The organism is Myxococcus stipitatus DSM 14675, assembly GCF_000331735.1.
Classification (GTDB): domain Bacteria; phylum Myxococcota; class Myxococcia; order Myxococcales; family Myxococcaceae; genus Myxococcus; species Myxococcus stipitatus.
This window is the reverse complement of record NC_020126.1, coordinates 971,637-991,439: the sequence shown is the minus strand read 5'-3', so window position 1 is coordinate 991,439 and position 19,803 is coordinate 971,637. Positions and strand designations below refer to the sequence as shown.

General features: G+C 68.4%; 16 protein-coding genes and 1 pseudogene. 6 read left to right on the top strand and 11 right to left on the bottom strand.

What is annotated here, in order from left to right; genetic code table 11:
- The first annotated feature begins 62 nt into the window (after positions 1–62).
- Positions 63–2,306: a M9 family metallopeptidase gene (locus MYSTI_RS03970; protein ID WP_015346409.1), complete on the top strand. Its 2,244-nt coding sequence runs from the start codon at positions 63–65 to the stop codon at positions 2,304–2,306.
- A 45-nt stretch (positions 2,307–2,351) separates the two neighbouring features.
- Here MYSTI_RS03970 and MYSTI_RS03965 read toward each other — a convergent pair whose 3' ends face one another.
- Genes MYSTI_RS03965 through MYSTI_RS03935 form a run of 7 tightly spaced genes read right to left on the bottom strand, consistent with a single transcriptional unit; the run spans position 2,352 to position 8,712 of the window.
- Positions 2,352–3,926 carry an aldehyde dehydrogenase (NADP(+)) gene (locus MYSTI_RS03965; RefSeq protein ID WP_015346408.1) on the bottom strand — a complete coding sequence of 525 codons (1,575 nt, stop codon included), beginning with the start codon at positions 3,924–3,926 and terminating at the stop codon, positions 2,352–2,354.
- Between the two features lie 57 nt (positions 3,927–3,983).
- Positions 3,984–4,874 (bottom strand): dihydrodipicolinate synthase family protein, encoded by an 891-nt coding sequence (locus MYSTI_RS03960; protein WP_015346407.1) that lies wholly within the window; start codon positions 4,872–4,874, stop codon positions 3,984–3,986.
- A complete protein-coding gene (locus MYSTI_RS03955; protein WP_015346406.1) occupies positions 4,871–6,151 on the bottom strand; it encodes an NAD(P)/FAD-dependent oxidoreductase in 1,281 nt (426 codons plus the stop codon). Before MYSTI_RS03955 ends, MYSTI_RS03960 begins: the two co-directional genes overlap by 4 nt.
- Positions 6,144–6,392: a hypothetical protein gene (locus tag MYSTI_RS03950; RefSeq protein WP_144369982.1), complete on the bottom strand. Its 249-nt coding sequence runs from the start codon at positions 6,390–6,392 to the stop codon at positions 6,144–6,146. The genes MYSTI_RS03955 and MYSTI_RS03950 overlap by 8 nt, the downstream gene beginning before the upstream one ends.
- Complete coding sequence (locus tag MYSTI_RS03945; RefSeq protein WP_015346404.1) at positions 6,385–6,651, bottom strand: (2Fe-2S)-binding protein; 267 nt, start codon at positions 6,649–6,651, stop codon at positions 6,385–6,387. The genes MYSTI_RS03950 and MYSTI_RS03945 overlap by 8 nt, the downstream gene beginning before the upstream one ends.
- Positions 6,644–7,780 (bottom strand): NAD(P)/FAD-dependent oxidoreductase, encoded by a 1,137-nt coding sequence (locus tag MYSTI_RS03940; RefSeq protein WP_015346403.1) that lies wholly within the window; start codon positions 7,778–7,780, stop codon positions 6,644–6,646. Before MYSTI_RS03940 ends, MYSTI_RS03945 begins: the two co-directional genes overlap by 8 nt.
- Positions 7,777–8,712 carry a proline racemase family protein gene (locus MYSTI_RS03935; RefSeq protein WP_015346402.1) on the bottom strand — a complete coding sequence of 312 codons (936 nt, stop codon included), beginning with the start codon at positions 8,710–8,712 and terminating at the stop codon, positions 7,777–7,779. The genes MYSTI_RS03940 and MYSTI_RS03935 overlap by 4 nt, the downstream gene beginning before the upstream one ends.
- Before the next feature lie 372 nt (positions 8,713–9,084).
- Here MYSTI_RS03935 and MYSTI_RS03930 point away from each other — a divergent pair, with 372 nt between their 5' ends.
- Complete coding sequence (locus MYSTI_RS03930) at positions 9,085–10,083, top strand: M28 family peptidase (RefSeq protein WP_015346401.1); 999 nt, start codon at positions 9,085–9,087, stop codon at positions 10,081–10,083.
- A 58-nt stretch (positions 10,084–10,141) separates the two neighbouring features.
- On the opposite strand, the gene MYSTI_RS03925 is transcribed toward MYSTI_RS03930, so the two are convergent.
- Entirely contained in the window at positions 10,142–12,181 is a 2,040-nt protein-coding gene (locus tag MYSTI_RS03925; RefSeq protein ID WP_015346400.1) for a methyl-accepting chemotaxis protein, read from the bottom strand.
- Between the two features lie 495 nt (positions 12,182–12,676).
- Between MYSTI_RS03925 and MYSTI_RS03920 the strand changes: the two genes are divergently transcribed.
- The gene (locus MYSTI_RS03920; RefSeq protein WP_015346399.1) at positions 12,677–13,237 is read left to right on the top strand and encodes an ECF-type sigma factor; all 561 of its coding nucleotides are present in this window, start codon (positions 12,677–12,679) and stop codon (positions 13,235–13,237) included.
- On the opposite strand, the gene MYSTI_RS40435 is transcribed toward MYSTI_RS03920, so the two are convergent.
- Positions 13,227–13,946: a hypothetical protein gene (locus MYSTI_RS40435; RefSeq protein ID WP_144369980.1), complete on the bottom strand. Its 720-nt coding sequence runs from the start codon at positions 13,944–13,946 to the stop codon at positions 13,227–13,229. The genes MYSTI_RS03920 and MYSTI_RS40435 overlap by 11 nt on opposite strands.
- On the bottom strand, positions 13,919–14,527 hold the full coding sequence (locus MYSTI_RS40430; RefSeq protein ID WP_144369979.1) for a hypothetical protein: 609 nt from the start codon (positions 14,525–14,527) through the stop codon (positions 13,919–13,921). The genes MYSTI_RS40435 and MYSTI_RS40430 overlap by 28 nt, the downstream gene beginning before the upstream one ends.
- 451 nt (positions 14,528–14,978) lie before the next feature.
- Between MYSTI_RS40430 and MYSTI_RS42850 the strand changes: the two are divergent.
- The 3 genes and pseudogenes from MYSTI_RS42850 to MYSTI_RS03900 all read left to right on the top strand — a co-directional run.
- Positions 14,979–15,101, top strand: a pseudogene (locus MYSTI_RS42850) (IS5/IS1182 family transposase); the annotation flags it as partial.
- A 105-nt stretch (positions 15,102–15,206) separates the two neighbouring features.
- Complete coding sequence (locus MYSTI_RS45615; RefSeq protein ID WP_420811535.1) at positions 15,207–15,443, top strand: transposase; 237 nt, start codon at positions 15,207–15,209, stop codon at positions 15,441–15,443.
- 1,648 nt (positions 15,444–17,091) lie between these two features.
- Positions 17,092–18,621, top strand: a complete 1,530-nt coding sequence (locus MYSTI_RS03900) for an ankyrin repeat domain-containing protein (RefSeq protein WP_044278717.1) — start codon at positions 17,092–17,094, stop codon at positions 18,619–18,621.
- Between the two features lie 18 nt (positions 18,622–18,639).
- Here the strand turns inward: MYSTI_RS03900 and MYSTI_RS03895 are convergent, their stop codons facing one another.
- Positions 18,640–19,767: a serine hydrolase domain-containing protein gene (locus MYSTI_RS03895; RefSeq protein WP_015346395.1), complete on the bottom strand. Its 1,128-nt coding sequence runs from the start codon at positions 19,765–19,767 to the stop codon at positions 18,640–18,642.
- Positions 19,768–19,803: the final 36 nt, after the last annotated feature.

Below are 19,803 nucleotides of genomic sequence, written 5' to 3'. Positions count from 1 at the left end.
TCGGTGTCTCGTAACGGCGCGACACCGTGTAGCAGCCCCCCGCTACCGAGGAGTCCGAAGCCATGCACAGTCCAATCACGGATGCGTGTCGCTGTCATAGTGTCCTCGCCGTTTGCCTCACGCTGTTCGCACTGGGAGCTGACGCTCGCCCCGGTGGTCCCCCTCCCTCCGAGTCCGCGCGGCGCATCCACGGTGTCGAGAAGTCGCACGCCCACGAGCGGCTCCAGCCCGATGAACGAGCACCCCACTTCTCCCCCGAGCAGCTCCGCGACGCGCTGACCCCTCCAGCGCCTCGCCGTGCCTCGCTCGCGGCCGCCTGTGACACCGCCGCCTTCGGAGCCGCCAGCGGCAACGCGCTGGTCACCCTGGTGAAGGGCTCCACGAGCGACTGCGTCAACACGCTGTTCAGCGTCACCGGGACCCTCGCTCGCCAGGTGTTCATCGAAAGCAAGATGGTCACCATCGCCAACGCGCTCACCACGAGCGCTCAGGGATATGCGGGGAACAACAGCAGCCAGACCCTACAACTCATCCTCTTCCTGCGCGCGGGATACTACGTCCAGTACTACAGCCCGGACGTCGTGGGTGCCTACGGCACCGCGCTGCGCAACGCCATCCGCCCGGCCCTGAACGCCTTCGTCGCCAACAGCCACTTCCGGGATGTCAATGATGACCACGGCGCGGTGTTGAGCGAGTTCGTCATCCTCATCGACAGCTCCAGCGAGAACGCGCAGCACCTGGGCACCTTCAAGGGGCTCCTGGACCGCTTCAACGCCACCGCGCTGTCCTTCTGGTACATGCGCAGCGCCACCAACAACGTCTTCACCGGCCTGTTCCGCGGCCACTACAACGACGACTTCGTGGCGGCCATCCAGGTGGACACGTCCGTCATCGACTCGCTGGACTCCTTCGGCCTGCGCCACGAGAGCCTGCTGGGCACCGACCACCAGTACCTCGTCATCAACGCGGCGCGGGAGATGGCGCGCTTCCTCCAGTACCCCGGAGCGGTGCAGACCAAGACGCGTCCCAAGGTGAAGGCGCTCATCGCCAACCACTCCATGACGGGCCCCACCGCGGGCGTCTGGGTGGGCGCGGCGGAGATGGCCGACTACTACGACAACGGCAACTGCACGTACTACGGCATCTGTGACTTCCGCCGCGCGCTGGAGCAGGCGGTGCTGAGCGTGACACACAACTGCGGCGCCACGCTGCGCATGCGGGCCCAGGACATGACGGCCGCGCAGCTCACGCAGAGCTGCGGCGCGCTCGCCACGCAGGAGGCCTACTTCCACGACAAGCTCAAGACGAACCGCATCCCCGTCGCCAGCGACAACAACACGTCCCTGGAGATGGTCATCTTCGACAGCAGCTCCGACTACCAGACGTACGCCGGCGCGCTGTTCGGCATCGACACCAACAACGGCGGCATGTACCTGGAAGGCGACCCGGCCGCGTCCGGCAACCAGGCGCGCTTCATCGCGTACGAGGCGGAGTGGGTGCGGCCCGAGTTCAAGATCTGGAACCTGGAGCACGAGTACGTCCACTACCTGGACGGCCGCTTCGACATGAAGGGCGGCTTCGGCGACAGCGTCAGCCAGCCCACCATCTGGTGGATTGAGGGCCTGGGCGAGTACATCTCCAAGAAGAACGACAACGCGGACGCGGTGGAGCTGGGCACCACCAAGGCCTTCCAGCTCAGCCAGATTCTGCGCAACGACTACAACAGCGGCACGGAGCGCGTGTACTACTGGGGCTACCTGGCGGTGCGCTTCATGTTCGAGCGGCAGGCCAGCACGGTGAACACCTTCCTGGGCCAGTTCCGCGCGGGCAACTACACCGGGTACCGCCAGTCGCTGGACGCGTTCGGCACGTCGCGCGACGCGGAGTTCCACACGTGGATTGACTGCGTCGCCACCGCCACGGACCCGAGCACGTGCGGCGGCACCGACCCGGGCCCCGGCACGGGCACGCCCTGCACGGACCCCAACCCGCAGGTGCTGGGCAACGGCTGCTACCGGGGCCCGTTCGCCTCGGGCGACGCGCAGTACTTCTACCTCTGGGTGCCCCAGGGCGCGCGCAACCTGAGCTTCAAGATCAGCGGCGGCACGGGCAACGCGGACCTCTACATCCGCGCGGTGTCCTGGCCCACCACGACGGCGTACGACTACCGGCCGTACCTGGCGGGCAATGACGAGACGGTGGCCATCCCGTCGCCCCGCGCCGGCAACTACTTCCACGTCATGGTCAAGGCGCGCACGCCGTACACGGGCGTGAAGCTGGAGGCTCGCTTCGACGCGGCGCCGTAACCGGTGACCGGTGACTCCCGGGTGGGCCCATGAGCCCCCTGGGAGTCACTCCCGCTTCAGCACCCCGTCCACGGTGCGCCACAGGCTCAGCGGGTTCTCCGCGCGCAGCTCGGGTGGGAGCAGGGAGTCCGGCACATCCTGGAAGCAGACGGGCCGCACGAAGCGCCGGATGGCACCGGTGCCCACCGCGGTGAAGCGACCATCGGAGCTCGCGGGGAAGGGACCGCCATGCACCATCGCTGGACAGACCTCCACGCCCGTCGGGACGCCGTTCATCAGCACACGCCCCACGCGGTCGGTCAGCGTGGGCAGCAGGTCGGCCGCGAGCGACTCATCCGCCGCGTCCATCATCACCGTCGCGGTGAGCTGCCCCTCCAGCTGGGACGCCACGCGCAGCAGCTCCGCGACATCGCGAGCCCGCGTCACCACCGCGCAGCTGCCGAAGACCTCCTCGGTGAGCGCGTGCTCGGCGAGGACGTGGGTGGCCTCCGCCTCGAACAGCGCCGCGGCCCCGCGCGCCGCCTGCGACTCACCCTTCACACACGTCCGCGTGTCCGAGCGCGCTGCGAGCCGGCCCACGCCCTCGCGGAAGCGCTCCGCGATGGTGCGCGTCAGCATGGGCGCGGCGGGCGCGGCGCCGAGCTTCTCCACCAGGCGCTCACGGAACGCCTCATACCCCGGGCCCTCCACGGCCACGAGCAACCCAGGCGACGTGCAGAACTGTCCGGCGCCCTGGAGGATGGACGCCGCGAGCGCATCCGCCATCGCCTGCGGACGCGAGGCCAGCGCGGAGGGCAGGATGAAGATGGGGTTGATGGAGCCCATCTCCGCGAAGACCGGGATGGGCACGGGCCGGGCGGCGGCCAGCGCCATCAACGCCTGACCTCCACCGCGCGAGCCCGTGAAGCCCACGGCGCGGATGGCGGGGTGACGCACGAGGGACGCGCCCACCTCCGTGCCCGCGTCGAAGAGGAGGGAGAACACGCCTTCATGCAGGCCACACGCGGCCACGGCGGCGCGGATGGCCAGCGCCGCGCGCTCGGAGGTCGCCGGGTGCGCGGGGTGGGCCTTGGCCACGACGGGACAACCGGCGGCCAGCGCGGACGCGGTGTCACCTCCCGCCACGGAGAACGCGAGCGGGAAGTTGCTCGCGCCGAACACGGCCACGGGGCCCACGGCGCGCAGCATGGAGCGCAGGTCCGCGCGAGGCAGGGGCTTGCGGTCGGGCATCGCGCGGTCGATGCGCGCGTCCACCCAGCTCCCCTCCTCGAGCAGCTTCGCGAACTGACGGAACTGCCCCGCCGCGCGGCCCAGCTCGCCCTGGATGCGGGCGACGGGGAGGCCCGTCTCCTTCGGCGTCACCGCGAGGAAGTCCGCCTCGGCGGCGAGGAGCGCCTCCGCGATGTGCTCCAGGAACACGGCGCGCTGACGCGAGGACAGCGCCGCGAACGACGGCGCCGCGGCCGCCGCGAGCGAGCAGGCCCGCTCGACTTCTTCGGGCCGCGCCGCGTGGTAGCGCGGCTCCAACGCCACGCCCTCGGCCGGATTCCAGCCGGTGAAGGTCGGCCCACCGGGCTCGCCACGTCCGGCGCCAATCAAGGACAGTCCCAACCCACTCATGCCGACTCCTCGCTCCTCACTTCGATGCGTGACGTGCTTCGTACGACGTTCCCGGGGCTACAGCGAGGGCCGGTTCGTCAGGGCCTCGCGCAGCACGCGCAGGCACTCCTCGCGCTCGGCGCCCACCAGCTCCATGCGAGGACCGCGCACGCGCTCATGACCCCAGCCGACCTCCTGCTGCACCAGCTTGATGAGCTGGACGAACTTGGGGACGGTGTCCAGCCGCAGCAGCGGGAGGAACCAGCGGTACAGCTCGAAGGCCTCCTTCTTCTTCCCGGCGAGGGACAGCTCGAGCAGGCGCACCGACTCGGCGGGGAAGGCATTCACGAGCCCGGCGACCCAGAAGCGGGCGCCCGCCTCGACGCCCTCGACGAGACAGTCGTCCACGCCCACGCCCAGGGTGAGACGGTCTCCGAGCAGCGCGCGGATGCCGGTGACGCGGCGGGCGTCGGTGGAGGACTCCTTCACGGCGACGGCGTTGTCGTGCTCGGCGGCCAGCTCCGCGAGCTGCGCGGGGGTGAAGTCCGTCTTGTACGCGACGGGGTTGTTGTAGAGCAGGCACGGCAGCTTGGTGGCGCGGAGCACCGCGGACACGTGCGCCTTCATCTCGCGCCAGTCGCTGGAATAGACATACGGGGGAAGGACCATCAGTCCGGCGCAGCCCGCATCGGCGGCGGCGCGGGCCAGGCGGACGGCCTCGTCGGTGGAGAGCGCGGCGATGCCCGGGACGACGGGGGCCTTCACCGCCTCCACGCAGGTGCGCATCAGGTCGGCCTTCTCGGCCGAGGTCAGCGTGGCGCCCTCGCCCAGCGAGCCACAGGGGATGATGCCCGTGCAGCCCTGCGACACCAGCCAGCGCACGTGCGAGCGCACCGCGCCGTGGTCGATGGACAGGTCCGCATTGAAGGGAGTGGTGATGGCGGGGAGGACACCGGTCCAGATGCTCATGATTCTCTCGTGGGGGTAGAAGAGGAAACGTCCGGGGGAAGTCGAAGGCTGCCGATGCGAGCGGGAAGGCAGGGCGGGCGCACGTCCTCACCCGACCAACCGAAGAGGGTCTGCGCCGCGGCGCCACAGGTGCGGCCCTGGCAGGCGCCCATGCCCAGGCGCGCGTAGAGCCGCGCTTCGCGAAGGTTGGTGCAGCCCTCCAGCGCGGACAGCGGCACGTCTTCACAGCGGCACAGCAGCGTGTCGGGAGTGGCCAGCCGCCGCAGCTCCTCGCGGGGCGCGTCATGCCGGGCCAGGTGTGTGGCGAAGGTCCGGATGCCCTGGAGCGAGCGCTCCAGCGCGGAGGGAACGGGGCGCTGCGCGGCGACGAGCCCGGCCAGCTCTCCCGTCACGAGCGCCTGGTCGACGCCGCCGATGCCGAGAAGTTCGCCCACGGCGTGCACTCCGGGGACACGCGTCTCCAGTCGCTCGTTCACGACCACGGCGCCGTCGGACACCTCGCAGCCGAGGAGGCGTGGCAGCTCCAGGTTCGGCACGAGGCCATAGGCCGCGCCGAGGTAGTCGCAGCGCAGGTGTTCTTCACGGCCGCGCACGGACAGGCGGACGGACTCCACGCGGTCCGAGCCCTCGGCCGCGAGGACCCAGGCCTCGGTGGAGTTGGGGACGGTGACCAGCTTCGCGGTGAGCGCGGCGCCCTGGAGCAGCTTCGAGGGGTGGCGCCAGAGCTGGAGGGCGAAGGCCCAGTGGTTCGCGGCGGAGGCTTGCTCGGCGATGAAGAGGACATCGCCGCCGTGGGCGTGAATCGTGGCGGCGGCGGCGAGGAGCAAGGGCCCCGTGCCCGCGAGCACCACGCGCTTGCCCTCGATGGGGAAGCCGTCCTTCACGAGGACCTGGAGCCCGCTGACGCCCATGACACCGGGGAGCGTCCAGCCCGGGAACGGGAGGAAGCGCTCGCGAGCACCCGTGGCGAGGACCGCGCGGCCGTAGCGCACGGCGAACGAAGACGCGCCCTCTTCGACCAGGAGCACGCCGGGCTCGGGAGCCGCGATGACCCGAGCGCCCGGACGGAAGCGAGCACCCGACGCGGCGAAGCGATTGAGCCAGCGACGCGCGAGGCGGTTGGAGCCCTGGCGTGCTTCACCACGCCAGACCTGTCCACCCGGCTCGGGCTGAGCGTCCAGCACGAGCACCTTGAGCCCCGCCTCGGCCGCGACGCTCGCGGCGGCCAGGCCACCAGGGCCCGCGCCGATGACCACCAGGTCGCAAGTCTCACGCATGCGCCACCTGCACTTCCTCGAAGCTCACGCGCGGATGAATCGCATTCACCTCGAGCTCCGCCTCGACCGCGACACTCGCGGCGGTCAGGCCGCCGGGCCCCGCACCGATGACCACCCGCTCGCATGTCTCACGCATGAGGCATCGAATCTCCGCGACACGCACGTGCCGACCAGCCGCCTGCACCGCGAAGCCGGTGGCGACCAGCGCACCCATGGCGGCGAAGCCATGAACCCTATCCATCCGTCACCACCTCGAGGTCGTCCCGGCAGGGCACGAGGCACGTCAGCGTCTCGGCGACGCCGTCGATGGTGGCGCGGCACTCGAAGCAGACGCCCATGCCGCACATCGGTCCCCGAGGCCGCCCGCTCAAGTCCGCGCGGCTGATGAACCGGCCCGTCATCGCAAGCGCGGCGGCGACGGAGGTTCCAGCCGGAACCGTGACGGCATGCCCGTTGATGCGCAGCGTGACCGGGACCTTCTTGGACAAAGCCTCACGCATGCGCCACCCCACGGGAAGTCGCCGCCAGGAAGCGCGAGGGGGAATAGGGACTCGGGTCGATGGCGCTCATCCGCCCGAGCATCTGGTCCGCGACCAATCGCGCGCTGCCCGTCGCCGTGGTGATGCCGAGCCCCTCATGGCCACACGCCAGCCAGAGCCACGGCTTCTCCGGATGCGGCCCGAGCAATGGCAATCCATCCGGCGACGCGGGACGCAAACCCGTCCACACCCGCAGGGCCTGCAAGCCATTGAGCCCCGGCAGGAACACCGCCGCGCGCTTCAGCATGCGCTCCAGGATGGCCGCATCCACCTCGCGACTCCCCTCCCCTGGCTGACGCGATGACCCCAGCAGGAGCTGTCCCGTCACACGCGGCTGTGCGTTGAACGCGACAGACGCCCCTTCCGTTCCATGCGCGCTCTTGAGGTAGCCCAGCTCCACCAACTGGTGATGCACCACGGGAGAGCCTCGGCCCGTGATGAGCAGGTGCCCCTTCCGAGGCGAAATCGGAAGCTCCGGGCACAGCGAAGGACTGGCCACGCCCGCCGCGAGCACCACCTGGCGCGCCGCGAGGACCTCCCCGTTCGCGAGCACCACGCCCCCGGGGCGCAGCTCGCGCACCGGACACCCGGTCATCAGCTGTGCCCCTCGCGCCTGGGCCCGGAGCGCGAAAGTCCGCGCGGCGACGGGCGGGTACAACACGGCATCGTCCGGAACCCGCAGCGCCCCGACGAGCCCCGGCGCCAGCGAAGGCTCCGCCTCATAGAGCGCACGGCTGTCGAGCACCTCCGCGCGAATCCCCGCGGCGCGGTAGTTGGCCACCTTCGTGTGGACGGCGGCCATCTCCTCATCATCCGCGGCCAGCCAGAGCGTTCCGCACGCGTCGTACTCCACGGTGCGCGGCAGTCCGTCCCGCAGCTCGCGCCACAGGGAGACGGACCACGACGTGAGCGCGAGCTCCGCCGCGTTGTCATCCATCGCGACCAGATGCCCCATGCCGCACGCGGTGGTCCCCGTGCCGATGGAGCGGGCTTCGACCAGCGCCACGGACAGGCCGCCGGCGCTGAGCGCATCCGCCAGCGCCGCACCCACGATTCCACCGCCCACGATGACGCAGTCGAACGCGCTCATCCGATTCCCCACGCGAACGGGTCCGTCGAGTCCACCAGCAACGTGGCCTCGGCATTCACCGAAGCCGTGCCCGTGATCGTCGGCCGGATGCGGTCGCCCTCCCGGACATACCGAGCCTCGAAGCGGCTGCCGATGATGCTCTCCTGCACCCAGGTCTCGCCCTCCGCGAGCACCTGGTCGGCCGCGAGGCACGCCACCTTGGCGCTCGTCCCCGTCCCGCAGGGCGAGCGGTCATAGGCCAGCCCCGGACAGAGCACGAAGTTGCGAGCATTCACGCCCGGGTTCGGCGACTTCGAGTACAGCTCCACGTGGTCAATCTCGGCGCCGCCCTCCCCGGTGATGCCCTGGTCCACGAGCGCCTGCTTGATGGCGGACGTGTACGTGAGCAGCGCGGGGATGTGCTTCGACTCCAGGGGAAGCTGCGTGGCGCGGGAGAGGAAGAACCAGTTGCCACCCCAGGCGATATCACCACGGACCTCGCCATGGCCCGGCACGTTGACGGCGACGTCATGGGCGTAGCGGTAGCTGGGGACGTTGGCGATGCTGACGCGCCCGTCCGGGTGCAGGGTGGCCTTCACGGGGCCCACGGGCGTGTCGAGCGAGTGGACCCCCGGGCCGATGCGGCCCAGGTACTCCAGCGTCTTCACCACGCCGATGGTGCCGTGGCCACACATGCCCAGGTAGCCGACGTTGTTGAAGAAGATGATGCCCGCGACGCTCGCGGGGCTGGAGGGCGGACAGAGGAGCGCGCCCACCATGACGTCCGAGCCGCGAGGCTCACAGACGATGGCCTTGCGAAACGCGTCGAACTTCGTTCGGAACCGTTCGCGAAGGCTCGCCAGGTCGCCCGCTCCCAGCTCCGGGCCTCCATCCGTCACCACGCGCGTGGGCTCTCCACCAGTATGACTGTCGATGACTCGAATGCGCCGCATGCGGACCACTCCCTCCAACCCGGGCCTCCCAGTTGCCACCCTAGGATTCTCGAGGCGCGGTTTCTTGAGCGATTCGACCACACTCGCGAGGCAATCGCGCAAATGCGGCCACGGAGTGACAACGCCACGAGAGAGAAGGAGAATGAACTCCCCCACGGCACACCCCCACCCGGAGCTGCACGAGCGGCTGAAGTTCGAGCCCCCCACGGGTCCGGGCCTTCGAGGGTGGGCGCCTCCCCTCCCGCTCAACCGTTCGTCCACTCCAACGAACGGTCGCTCGCGGCGGTGAAAAGCCAATCAACAACAGTAGTCTCGCTGACAGTGCGTCGCTAATCTCTCACGCGCAGTGGGCCGGAGAAATGGCTGAGCTGTATGCGAATCATTCTCTGCAGTGTCGCGCTGCTGTTCTTTGCCGGTGCGTGTCGCAAGAGTGACGAGACGAGCGCGTGCGGTGCTTCGTCAGCGGAGAGGCTCATCGCCTGCGTCGACTCGGAGCGATACCACCAGGACCTGGAACGCATCACGGGGGCTCGGCCTCCGGGCTCGCCTCACTGGCAGGAGGTGCAGGACCTCTGCGCCACCCGCTTGAGCGAGCTGGGGTACACCGTCGAGCGCCATACCTATGCAACCGGAGTCAACGTGATTGGCACGCGGCCTGGCTCGGACCTCGCGACGGAACGCGTGATGCTCTCCGCGCACTACGACTCGACCTTGAATTGCTCGGGCGCGGACGACAACGCGAGTGGGGTCGCGGGTGCGCTCGAAGCAGCGAGGGTGCTGGCCAAGGGACGCTACCGGCGCACGGTGGTCATCGGCTGCTGGGACCAGGAGGAGCGGGGACCGGGTGGCTCGACGGTGGGCTCGTTGGCCTATGTCGCTCGGGCGAAGGAGCGCGACGAGTCCTACGCCGCGTCCTTCGTCTTCGAGATGATTGGCTACAAGAGCAGCGAGCCCGGCAGCCAGCAGTTGCCGCTGGCCCTGAGCACCTACTTCCCCGAGCCGATGGCGAAGATCGCCCAGAACGAGAACCGAGGCGACTTCATCATCCTCATCGGTGACCCGCTCTCCCATCAGGCCATCGACCGCTTCGAGGCCCATGCCCGAACCCTGGGACTCGAGACCGCGGCCTTCAAACTCAATGCGGCTCACATGGAAGACCCGCTCCTGCGAGCGCTGCGCAGGTCGGACCACGCTCCCTTCTGGGCGTCTGGCTATCCGGGAATCATGCTGGGAGACACCGCCAACTATCGCAACCCTCACTACCACTGTGAGAACGGCGAGGATGCCGTCGTCGACCTCGACGATGAGTTCGCGGCGCAAACCATTGGCGCGACGCTCGGCGCGGCGGTGGATATGCTCGAGCTGCAGTGACCTTCCACTCCGCCCCCAGGAGCAGTGAGCGCTCCTGGGGCGGGGCGTGACAGTCCCCTCAGCTCGCCGGCCGGGCCCCCAGCACGTCCGCATCGAGCGCCTTGCGCGCCGAGCCGGACATGCTCTCCGCGAGCGTCTGCACGGAGCGGCTCACCTTGCGCGTCTCTTCCACGACTCGCAGCGTCTGCTGCATCTGGCCCGAGAGGTCCTGGATGGCCACGGCAATCTGGGACGTGCCCGCGTCCTGTTGGACGACGGCCGCGGAAATCTGCCGCACGCTGGTGCTCGTCTCACCGATGATGCCCGCCAGCTTCTGGAGCTGGGAGCCGGAGATGCGCACCGCGTCCACGCTCACCCGGACCCGGTGCTCGCCCAGCTCGCTCATCTTCGCGGCCTCGCGCATGCTGGAGCTCACCCCTTCGAGCACCTCGCGGATGCGCTGGGTCGCCAGGATGGACTGGTCCGCCAGGCTGCGCACCTCGCGAGACACCACCGCGAAGCCTCGGCCGTGCTCACCGCTGCGCGCCGCCTCGATGGCCGCGTTGACCGCCAGGATGTTGGACTGGTCCGCCAGCCCCTTCACCGTGTCGACGATGCCGGCAATCTCCCGCGTGCGCGCATCCAGCGCGAGGATGCGCCGAGCCATCTCCGACACCTCGTCGCGGATGGCCTCCAGGTTCGTCAGCGTCTTGTCGATGGCCGCGCCCCCGTCGCGCCCCGCCTCCTCCGCGACGACGATGGAGCTGGCCAACAGCCGCGTCTTGTCCGCCGTCACCAACGAGCCCTGACGAATCTCCTGCACCGTCTGCTCCAGCTCCTTCAGCGCCGCCGCCTGACGGCTGATGCCCGCCGTCTGCTCCTCGCTCGACGTGCGCAACTGCTGCACCACCGTCGCCAGCTCTCCCGCGCCGCTGCCCATGCCCTGGGCCAGCTCGCGCACGTCCTTGTGCCGGGCCTCGAGCTGACGCGTGTGTGAGGCCAGCGAGCGCATCACCCGGATGGACCGTCGCGCGACGACGCCCACCAGCGACAGCGTCAGCGCCAGGAAGCCCCAGTGGACATACGTCCCCGTCGCCTCCATCACCCCGAGCAGCGGCAGCGTGCTGTGCACGAGGACCAGGGACAGTGCCCCGAGGCCGATGACGAAGATGCGCGCGTCGACGTTGCCTCGCCACGCCTCGCGGGCCGCGACGACGACGCAGACGAGCAGACACGGCAGCGAGTAGAGCGTGAAGGGCTGGAGCAGCCGGTTCGCCGCGCCCAGGTCCACCATCACCAGCGCGCACTGGAGCGCGGCGGGCACGGAGACGATGACGACGCCCCAGCGGAACCACCGCAGCCGGTCCTCCACGATGCTGTCCGCGATGAACCACCCCAGGCCCGGCAGCAGGCAGTACGCCCCCACCAGGGTGAGCTGACTGCCCAGCAGGTCCGCCCCCCACAGCGAGACGAACAACCCGCTGGAGCCCAGCAGCAGCACGCCGGAGCCTCCGGAGAAGAGCGTCAATCCCACCAGCATCCGCGCCTGGCGCCGCACCAGCACGGCCCCCACGCAGACCACCGCGATGACCAGCAGCAGCGCGCCCATCACGAAGGGCGCCAGCCCCTGGCGCGTCAGCTCCGAGACCAGCTCGTGCCGGGAACCCACGGTGGCGGCTCGGCTCACCCCGATGGTCGGCCCGCTGGCCTGGATGCGCAGGAGCACGCGCGAGCCCACCGCCGAGGACGGCAGCGGCACCAGGTGCCACGCCATGCTGTCCATCGACTCGGAGCCGGAGGGCCGCAGCTTCCCGCTCACGAAGATGCGATGACCTCCCGAGTAGACCTCGAAGGCGTTGGCCACGGTGCCCAGGTAGAGCGCGGGCTCTCGCCAGGTCCCCTCGGCCACGGGGATGCTCAGCCAGAGGAAGGTCTGTGCGTTCCGACCCGGCGGCTCGCGAAGCGCGTCCATGGGCGCCCAGCCCTCCGCGTCCACCTCACGCGCCCAGGTGGGGACACCCTCCGCGTTCATGGGGGAGTCGCCCCAGCGATAGCGCCACCCGTCCTTCAGCTCGACGCTGCTGGAGCCCGTGCTCGCCCACGCCGAGGGGACCAGCATGAGGGCCCAGAGCAGGAGCAGCGACGTGGCCCCTCGCGGGAATCCCCTACGCCGGGAGGCACCAGGGGAGGAACTCGAAACACGACACACTGTCGACACCCGGCGCGAGACGCGGAGCAGACTCATGGATGAGCCATGCTCGGCCTTTCAACACGCCCATGTAAATGGGTCGTCTCAGCCCCGCTTGCCCTCACTCGGAGACACGCCGCTCCGCGACACAAGACGAAACACGAAATGGCACACCACCCCCAAGGGCATGGGCGATGTGCTGCCTTTCCCATGTCGATGTATCAATTCCATGTATCCGCCCCCTTCCTCGCCAGGAGGGCCCGCTGGGGCATCTCCAGGTGCGGGTCACCCTCTTTCGTACCACCAGGAGAGAAGGTTGCCGCGTGAAGGACATTTTCCGGAGACCCAAGATTTTCAGACTAAACCGTCGTTAATGTAGAGGGTGGCCAGGACGTCCTCGAGGGCGTCAGGCCGCGAGGGGGGCACATGAGCACGGCGGAGCTGACGATTTTGCTGGCCGGGGTACGCGAAGGGGACGCGAGCGCCAGGGATGCCTTGATGGCGGCGACCTACCAGGAGCTGCGGTTGATGGCGCTGGCGGTCGAGCCCGACGACGACGGGACGCACGCGTCCCTCCAACCCACCGCGTTGGTGCAGGAGGCCTGGACGCGGCTGCTCGAGGACGGCGCGGCGCTCCAGGACCGAGGCCCCTTCTTCCGAGCCGCGGCCCGAGCCATCCGGCGCGTGCTGGTGGACCGCGCGCGTGCGAGAGCGCTTCAGCGGAGCGGCACGCGGCACGAGCGGGTGAGCCTGCACCCACCGGACGAAGAGTCCCCCGCGAGCCTGGAGCTGGACGTGCTGCGGCTGGAGGAGGTCCTCGTGGAGCTGGAGTCCTTCCAGCCGAGGCTCGCCCGCTGGGTGGAGCTGCGCTACTTCACGGGCCTGAGCCTCGCCGAGGCGGCGAACGCGCTCGACGTGTCCCAGGCCACGGCCTCGCGCGACTGGTCTTATGTGCGCACGTGGCTGACGGAGCAGCTCAGTCACTGAGGACCCTAGAGAGAGAACCTCCTCGGGAGTCGAGGTACGGGACCGCTTTCGTCGTATCGCGGATGGTGCGGAGCGCGTCCTCCATCGTGCTCGGGCCCTCACTCGTCGCGCGGGAGAGCGCATCCACGGTGACCTTCTTCGCGGCCGCGGGGACACCAGCGGCCGCGAGCGGCAGCAACGCGGTCACCGTGCTGCAGAGAGTGTCCACGAGGCCTCCAAGCATCTGCGCTGACACCTTGTTGAGCGACGCCGGGCCGGCGACGTCACCCAGGGTGCCGGGCCCCGGCGTCTCCTTCCGAAACCGAGGAATGAGCATTGACGAGATGAAGGACTTGAGCTCCTCGCTCTTCGAAGATGCATCAAAGAGCCCCGCGTGCAGGGACGTGCCCAGGGCATTGTGGGACAGGTCTGAAGCATCGGGCCTCACCGGGTCGGTGTTCAGGCGCTGGATGAGACCCTTCGCCTCACTCTTGAAGAGCTGGGTGAGGCCCTCCACCAGCGCCTTGCGCGCTGAACTGGCTTGGTCATCGCCGAGGAGCGAGGCCGTATCGCGGAACACCTTCGTCTTGAGGTCGGTGTACCGCGGCCCCTCGAGCTGTGCGAGTTGCCCCAGCACCTTCAAGGCCCCATCCTGCCGGGTCCCCTGCTTGTTCAACTGAGCAGGGTCCAGGGGTGGTCGGCTCAGCGCCTTCGTGAGTACACGAGCCACCTTGTCATCCCCCCACTGGCCGCGAAGTCCTTGAGCAACACTGGGTCGGAGGAGAGCACGTCCCCGACCTTCTGCGCGTCGATGAAGGACTTGCTCTTGTCGAAGGCCGCGGACGCCGTGTCCAGGAAGGTGCGGCGCATGGCCGCTCTGGCCTCGGGTTGCTTGAGCACCGCCGTCCGGGTGTTGACGGAGCCCTGTGCCCCGGCGTCCCTGGCCAGCTTGTCCGCGACGGCGGGCGGCAACTGCTGCGTGCTTTTCGCCAGGGCCCTCAGCGCGGCGGACTGTTCGGCGGCCGAAGAGCCTTCGCCCCGGCTCCTGCGATGGGCCAACTGGGCGAAGGCATTCTTGATGAGCTGCTCGACCTCCCCGTCGCCCAAGCCCTTGTAGGGTTCCTTGAGATAGGCGGGGTTGTTCTGGTGTGTGCGAAGCGCGTCGACGAAGTCCCACGCCCGACTGCTGCGTCCCTCGGGGCCCGGGTACTGGCTTCGGTTGTTCAGCCGAGCCGCCGCTTCAGTGCCCGTCGGAGCCTCGCGAGGCTGGAGAGTCGCCGGGTGGAGGATTCGAGCTTGGACATGGCGCACTCCAGGCGAGCGTGACGATGCCCCCGGATACGGAAAGGAACACGGGTCGGTTACCGTCCCCACGAATGTCGGCATCACGGCTCACCGCGTGGCGAGCACCAGCCGGGAGTGCTGTGCACCAGGCTGCAGTGGGGAGCGTTGTCCGCCACTGAGTCTTGCCATCAGCCCTCTGCCTATGAGCGCTTCAGAGAGAGGGTGGGGCGGCTGGGCGATCATGGTCACTGAAGCCACCACGAACGACTTCACGATGGCGCGTTCCGCGCGTGAATCGATTCCAGCTTGACCTCCTCTGCGGAGACGAAGCCATCGTCAGACTCTGTGCGGCGATTTGGGGTACGCCTTCAGGCCCATCGGCGAGCTGCCCCAGGAGCATGGCTTCATGCTCCTGACGCCAGGACGACGCCCCTCCCAGCGGAGCCCCAAGGAAGTACGGCATCGACGCCCTTCGCCACGACGAGTCGTCGAGAGGACTCACTCCTGGCTCAACCGCGTCCGACTGATGCTGGTGAGCTGGGAGAAACGAGAAGACACCGACATCGAGATGCTGCACTTCGCGCTGGGCATCATCACCTGATTCCACTCGCGCCTACCGAAAGGCGCTTACAGTCCCAACAAGGGGCTGGGCTGGTAAGGACCATCCGCAGGTCGGGAGAATGGTCTGTGAACTCGTCCCCGACACATTCTTGCGGCGCGGCCTCCTCCTCTCCCTAGGAGGAAGATGGGGCGTCCACGAGCGGACGATGGGGCTGCATTGGAAGCCATCGCCTTCGTTCTCAAGAGTGGAACCCCACGGGAGATGTTGCCCCTCAAGCAGTTCGGGCTGTGGGGCATGAGAGCCTGGCGCCGCCTGGAGGAGTGGACGCGGGCTGGGATGTGGGAGGAGCGTCAGGTTCGTCCGTCGACTCCATGCCACTGATGAGGATGCCCTCGGGCCAACGACAGATGCGCTCCAGGAGGGTTCACGGCGACAAGGCGTATGCATCGAAGAAGAACTGGCGGGAACTTCTGTTGCGCGGCCTCGCGCCTCGCATCTCGATGCCAGGGGTCGAATCCAAGATTCTTGGCAGCACGGTCTGGGGCCGTGGCGGGACAAAGGTGGTGCGTGCCGAACGTGAATGCACAGCACGTCCAGCACATGGAGGACATGCGGTGATGTGAGACTGTCGTCCGCTTCACCATGCATTCGAGCCTCAGACCGGAGGCCATACCTTTCACTACCCACCAAGTGAGCTCATCGACCTGTGGGGATGGGCACACGCATCCCAGGATGCCCACCAAGCAGGCGAGAATGGCCCGCCACGACACAGAAGGCACCTGGGACGGGGAGGGGTAGCCACTGGGAACCTACGGCCTTCCTATGGCCACCCAGGAGTCCCCCATGCGTGGAAGCTCAAGGCACGTGATTATAGGAATCATCCCCGACAGCACATTACCCGAAGCACCATCTGCCTACAATGTGGCCGAGATACTGGACGATGAACAACAAAAAGCCCGGCGGCGAACAACCCGCCGGGCAAAACCTCTTCACGCGGCCAGCGACCGAATGGAGAGGGGCCTAGGAGTCCACAGTATATCCGCGCGCGCGCGCGGTGTCTACGCGCGCGCATGTCTCTTACGCGTGCGCGCGCATGTCTCTTACGCGTGCGCGCGCATGTCTCTTACGCGTGCGCGCGCATGTCTCTTACGCGTGCGCGCGCATGTCTCTTACGCGTGCGCGCGCATGTCTCTTACGCGTGCGCGCGCATGTCTCTTACGCGTGCGCGCGCATGTCTCTTACGCGTGCGCGCGCATGTCTCTTACGCGTGCGCGCGCATGTCTCTTACGCGTGCAAAACCAACTCCTGCCATGTATTGACTTAGCATCAAGTCGTCTTATCCCTCTTGCCCGACGTCCGGCTTCCGCAGTACGGTTTGCCATAGGTCCGCAGGTCGACCGGCGACCGTTTGGAGAGGGGCCTAGGAATCCATTCCCCGAACATCGCTGGCCGCCCTGTTTTCACCATGCACTTCGGTGCGGAAAGCAGGTAACGCATGTCTGACATGCGACTGATGTTGGTGTTCGAGGAAGTGCTGAATGGAGTCCTGGGCTTGTTGGCTAATTCCGATGTGGATTGGCCCTCCAAGGTGCTGGCGGTAGCCTTTGCGCTTTGTGTGCTCAGCTTGGGCGTCTACGCCCTTGGCGTCCTGGTCGATTGGAGGCGCCCCGGGCGGGAGGCGTCACCGGCTGCACGTCGCCGAGAGTCCAAGGGTGGGCCGCCTGGGCCACGAGGCGGTCCGTCAGGCCCTGGCAATGGGAATCCCACGAAGAAGCGCACCAGAAAGCGCCCGCAGTCCAAGCTGAACAAGCAGCAAGCCCCCCCTACCCGTGCGCCAAGCAAGCAGCGCAATCCCACACGTCGCCGGGGGACGGCTGTTCATCAGGCATAGCTCCTCCATGCAAGGGACCCCGGTATGACTCGGGGTCCTTCGCCACAGCGGAGTCAGTACGCGATGCGACTTCGTCCGTCAGCGACCGTTGACCTGGGAAATCGCCAGTCCCTGATGGGTCGCGGAACAGGAGCTCCCTTGTCACCCCAGAAGAAGTTGTCGCAGCGGGACGCCGCGCTGATTGCCGCCATCGAGAAACCCCACGCGAGGAACGTCGCGAAGCTCCTCGCCGAAGGGGCCAACGCCAACGTGCTCGGCCCGAAGGGCTATCGCCCGCTGCACCTCGCGGCCGCCGAGAATCGTCCCGATATCGCAACACTGTTACTGGACGCGGGCGCGGAGGTGGATGGACAGGACGCGCAGACAGCGACCGCCCTCAACTTCGCGACCGCCCACACCGGCGACACCGCCGTCACGCTGGTGAAGCTGCTCATCGCCCGCGGCGCCAACGTCAACCACCGGTGGACGCAAGAGCCCGGCGACACCGTCCTCACTGACCTCCTGAACAAGGACAACAACGAGGCCCCTTCCCTGGAGATTCTGCGAGTCCTCCTGAAAGCGGGCGCGGACCCGAACGTCGCCAACGACCGGAAGGAGACGCCGCTGATGCTCTCCGTCGACTACCACCAGCAACCCGAGCTCTTCGAGTTCCTGGCCAAGCACGGCGTCGAAATCGACGCGGTCGACCTCCGCGGACGCACCGCGCTGATGCAGGCCATCCAGTACACGAGCGTGCCCATCGCGAAGCGCCTCATCGAGCGAGGCGCCAACGTCAACCACGTCAACACGACCGAAGAGGGCGACACCGTGCTGACGCTGGCGCTCAACCCGAACGTGCTCTTCGGCGACCCTTCCCCGAAAGTCTTGGCCGAGCTCCTCCGCGCCGGAGCGGACCCGAACAAACCCAACATCGGCGGCTGGACGCCCCTCCACCTCGCCGCCCACCACGAAGACGCGAAGCTGGTCCAGGTCCTCCTCGAGGGCGGAGCGGACCCGAAGGCCGGCCACGCGAATGGCTACTACCCCATCGACACCGCGAGCACGCACGGCCACGCGAAGGTGGTCAAGGCACTGCTCGCGGCGGGGAGCCCCACGGTGGAGCACGTCACCGACCAGCGCCTCGTCCGAATCTGGAAGCGCATCCAGACCTGGTACGAGACCCATCACCCGCCCTTCGCGGAGCACCTCGCGAACGCTCGGCCCGCGACGACGGCGAAGGTCAACGCGCTGGAGAAGGGCCTCGGGATGCAGCTCCCCCTGGACCTCCGCGCGTTCCTCCTTCGGTTCGGTGGAAAGACGAAGCCAGGCCTCCACCCCATGTCCATCGCCGAGTACGACGTGCTGCCCGTGGAGCAGGTCCTGGACCGTTGGAAGGGCCTCCGGGGCCTGGTCGAGGAAGGGGCGTTCAAGAAGGCCCGTCCCCACGAGCTCCCCAAGGACCAGCAGGAAGTGAAGTGGACCTGGTGGCACCCGGGCTGGGTTCCGCTCGCGGAGGACAGCGGAGGGAATCTCTACTGCGTGGACCTGGACCCCGGCCCCCAGGGAAAACGCGGCCAGGTGATTCAGTGGGAGGTCCACGGCGGCCCCCTGCGCCTCGGGACCGACTCGCTGGAGGAGTTCTTCGAGCACTACCTGTCCAGGCTGGAGCGAGGACGCGTGGACTTCTGAGCCCTCCCAGGACCGGCGTCAGCGCGCGTTGGGCATGCCCTCGAAAGGCCAGGGATGCCCGGTGCCTGGAACCCCCAGCCACAGGTCCGCGACCTGCTGCGCGAGCGACCACGGCGTCCCACCCGCGCGGTTCGTCAGCACGATGACCGTGAGCCGCTGCTCCGGATACTTCACGATGGCGTTGGTGAAGCCACACGTCTCGCCATGGTGGGACAGCCGCCGACGCCCCTGGTCCTCATCGACGAACCAGCCAAAGCCATAACGCCCGGAGCTGCCATCCGGAAGCGTCACCGGAGCCCACGCCCGCGCCCCCGCCGTCGCATCCACCAGCACATGCGCATCCAACCCCCGGTCCCACGCGGCCAGGTCCAGCACCGACGCATAGATGCCCCCGTCCCCCAGCACCGCGCTCGTGTTGCTCTGGTCCCGAGGCACGAAGCCTCCCTCCCCGCTCGCATAGCCGAAGGCGCGATGCGGCACCGTGGAGACGCCCTCTTCATGGGCCACCGCCGAAGCCATCCCTCCGGGTGAGAACACCCGCTCCCGCAAGAAGGCCGCGTAGGACTTCCCGCTCACCTGCTCGACGATGAGCGCCAGCACCGCGTAGCCCGAATTGCTGTAGCGAACCGCGCTCCCCGGCGGAAAGTACGTGCGGTCCGCGCGAGCCAGGAGCCGGAGCACGTCGCGGTCCTTCACCTGCTCGGTCTGCGTCGCCGGAACGAACGCCTCGTAGTCCCAGATGCCCGACGTGTGCTGGAGCAGTTGGAGGACCCGGACCTCTCCCAGGTACGAGGGGAACCCAGGAAGCACCTCCACCACGCGGTCCTCCAGCCGCAGCTTCCCGTCTTTCACCAGCACCTGCACCGCCATCGCGGTGAACTGCTTGGAGAGCGACGCGAGGCGGAAGTGGCTCTCGGGTGTGGCCTTCGTCCGGTGCTCCACGTCCGCGAGCCCGTAGGCGCGGCTGAGCACCACCTGCCCCTGGTGAATCACCACGACACTGGCCCCGGGCCGCTCCGGGCTGTCGTAGTCCGCGAAGAGCGCGTCCACCTCCGGAGTCCTCCGGACAGTCGGCGTGGAGGCGGCACACCCCACGAGCATGCACAGCACGGACAAGGACACGGCTCCCAGCACGGGGCGGTTCATGTCCGCATGATGGACGAGAACGCCCCGCCCCCGCGC

Bases quoted from the DNA above. Each gene is read 5' to 3' on its own strand.
- MYSTI_RS03970 (WP_015346409.1), top strand. From the start codon at position 63: ATGCACAGTCCAATCACGGATGCGTGTCGCTGTCATAGTGTCCTCGCC.
- MYSTI_RS03965 (WP_015346408.1), bottom strand. From the start codon at position 3,926: ATGAGTGGGTTGGGACTGTCCTTGATTGGCGCCGGACGTGGCGAGCCC.
- MYSTI_RS03960 (WP_015346407.1), bottom strand. From the start codon at position 4,874: ATGAGCATCTGGACCGGTGTCCTCCCCGCCATCACCACTCCCTTCAAT.
- MYSTI_RS03955 (WP_015346406.1), bottom strand. From the start codon at position 6,151: ATGCGTGAGACTTGCGACCTGGTGGTCATCGGCGCGGGCCCTGGTGGC.
- MYSTI_RS03950 (WP_144369982.1), bottom strand. From the start codon at position 6,392: ATGGATAGGGTTCATGGCTTCGCCGCCATGGGTGCGCTGGTCGCCACC.
- MYSTI_RS03945 (WP_015346404.1), bottom strand. From the start codon at position 6,651: ATGCGTGAGGCTTTGTCCAAGAAGGTCCCGGTCACGCTGCGCATCAAC.
- MYSTI_RS03940 (WP_015346403.1), bottom strand. From the start codon at position 7,780: ATGAGCGCGTTCGACTGCGTCATCGTGGGCGGTGGAATCGTGGGTGCG.
- MYSTI_RS03935 (WP_015346402.1), bottom strand. From the start codon at position 8,712: ATGCGGCGCATTCGAGTCATCGACAGTCATACTGGTGGAGAGCCCACG.
- MYSTI_RS03930 (WP_015346401.1), top strand. From the start codon at position 9,085: ATGCGAATCATTCTCTGCAGTGTCGCGCTGCTGTTCTTTGCCGGTGCG.
- MYSTI_RS03925 (WP_015346400.1), bottom strand. From the start codon at position 12,181: ATGCTGGTCCCCTCGGCGTGGGCGAGCACGGGCTCCAGCAGCGTCGAG.
- MYSTI_RS03920 (WP_015346399.1), top strand. From the start codon at position 12,677: ATGAGCACGGCGGAGCTGACGATTTTGCTGGCCGGGGTACGCGAAGGG.
- MYSTI_RS03895 (WP_015346395.1), bottom strand. From the start codon at position 19,767: ATGAACCGCCCCGTGCTGGGAGCCGTGTCCTTGTCCGTGCTGTGCATG.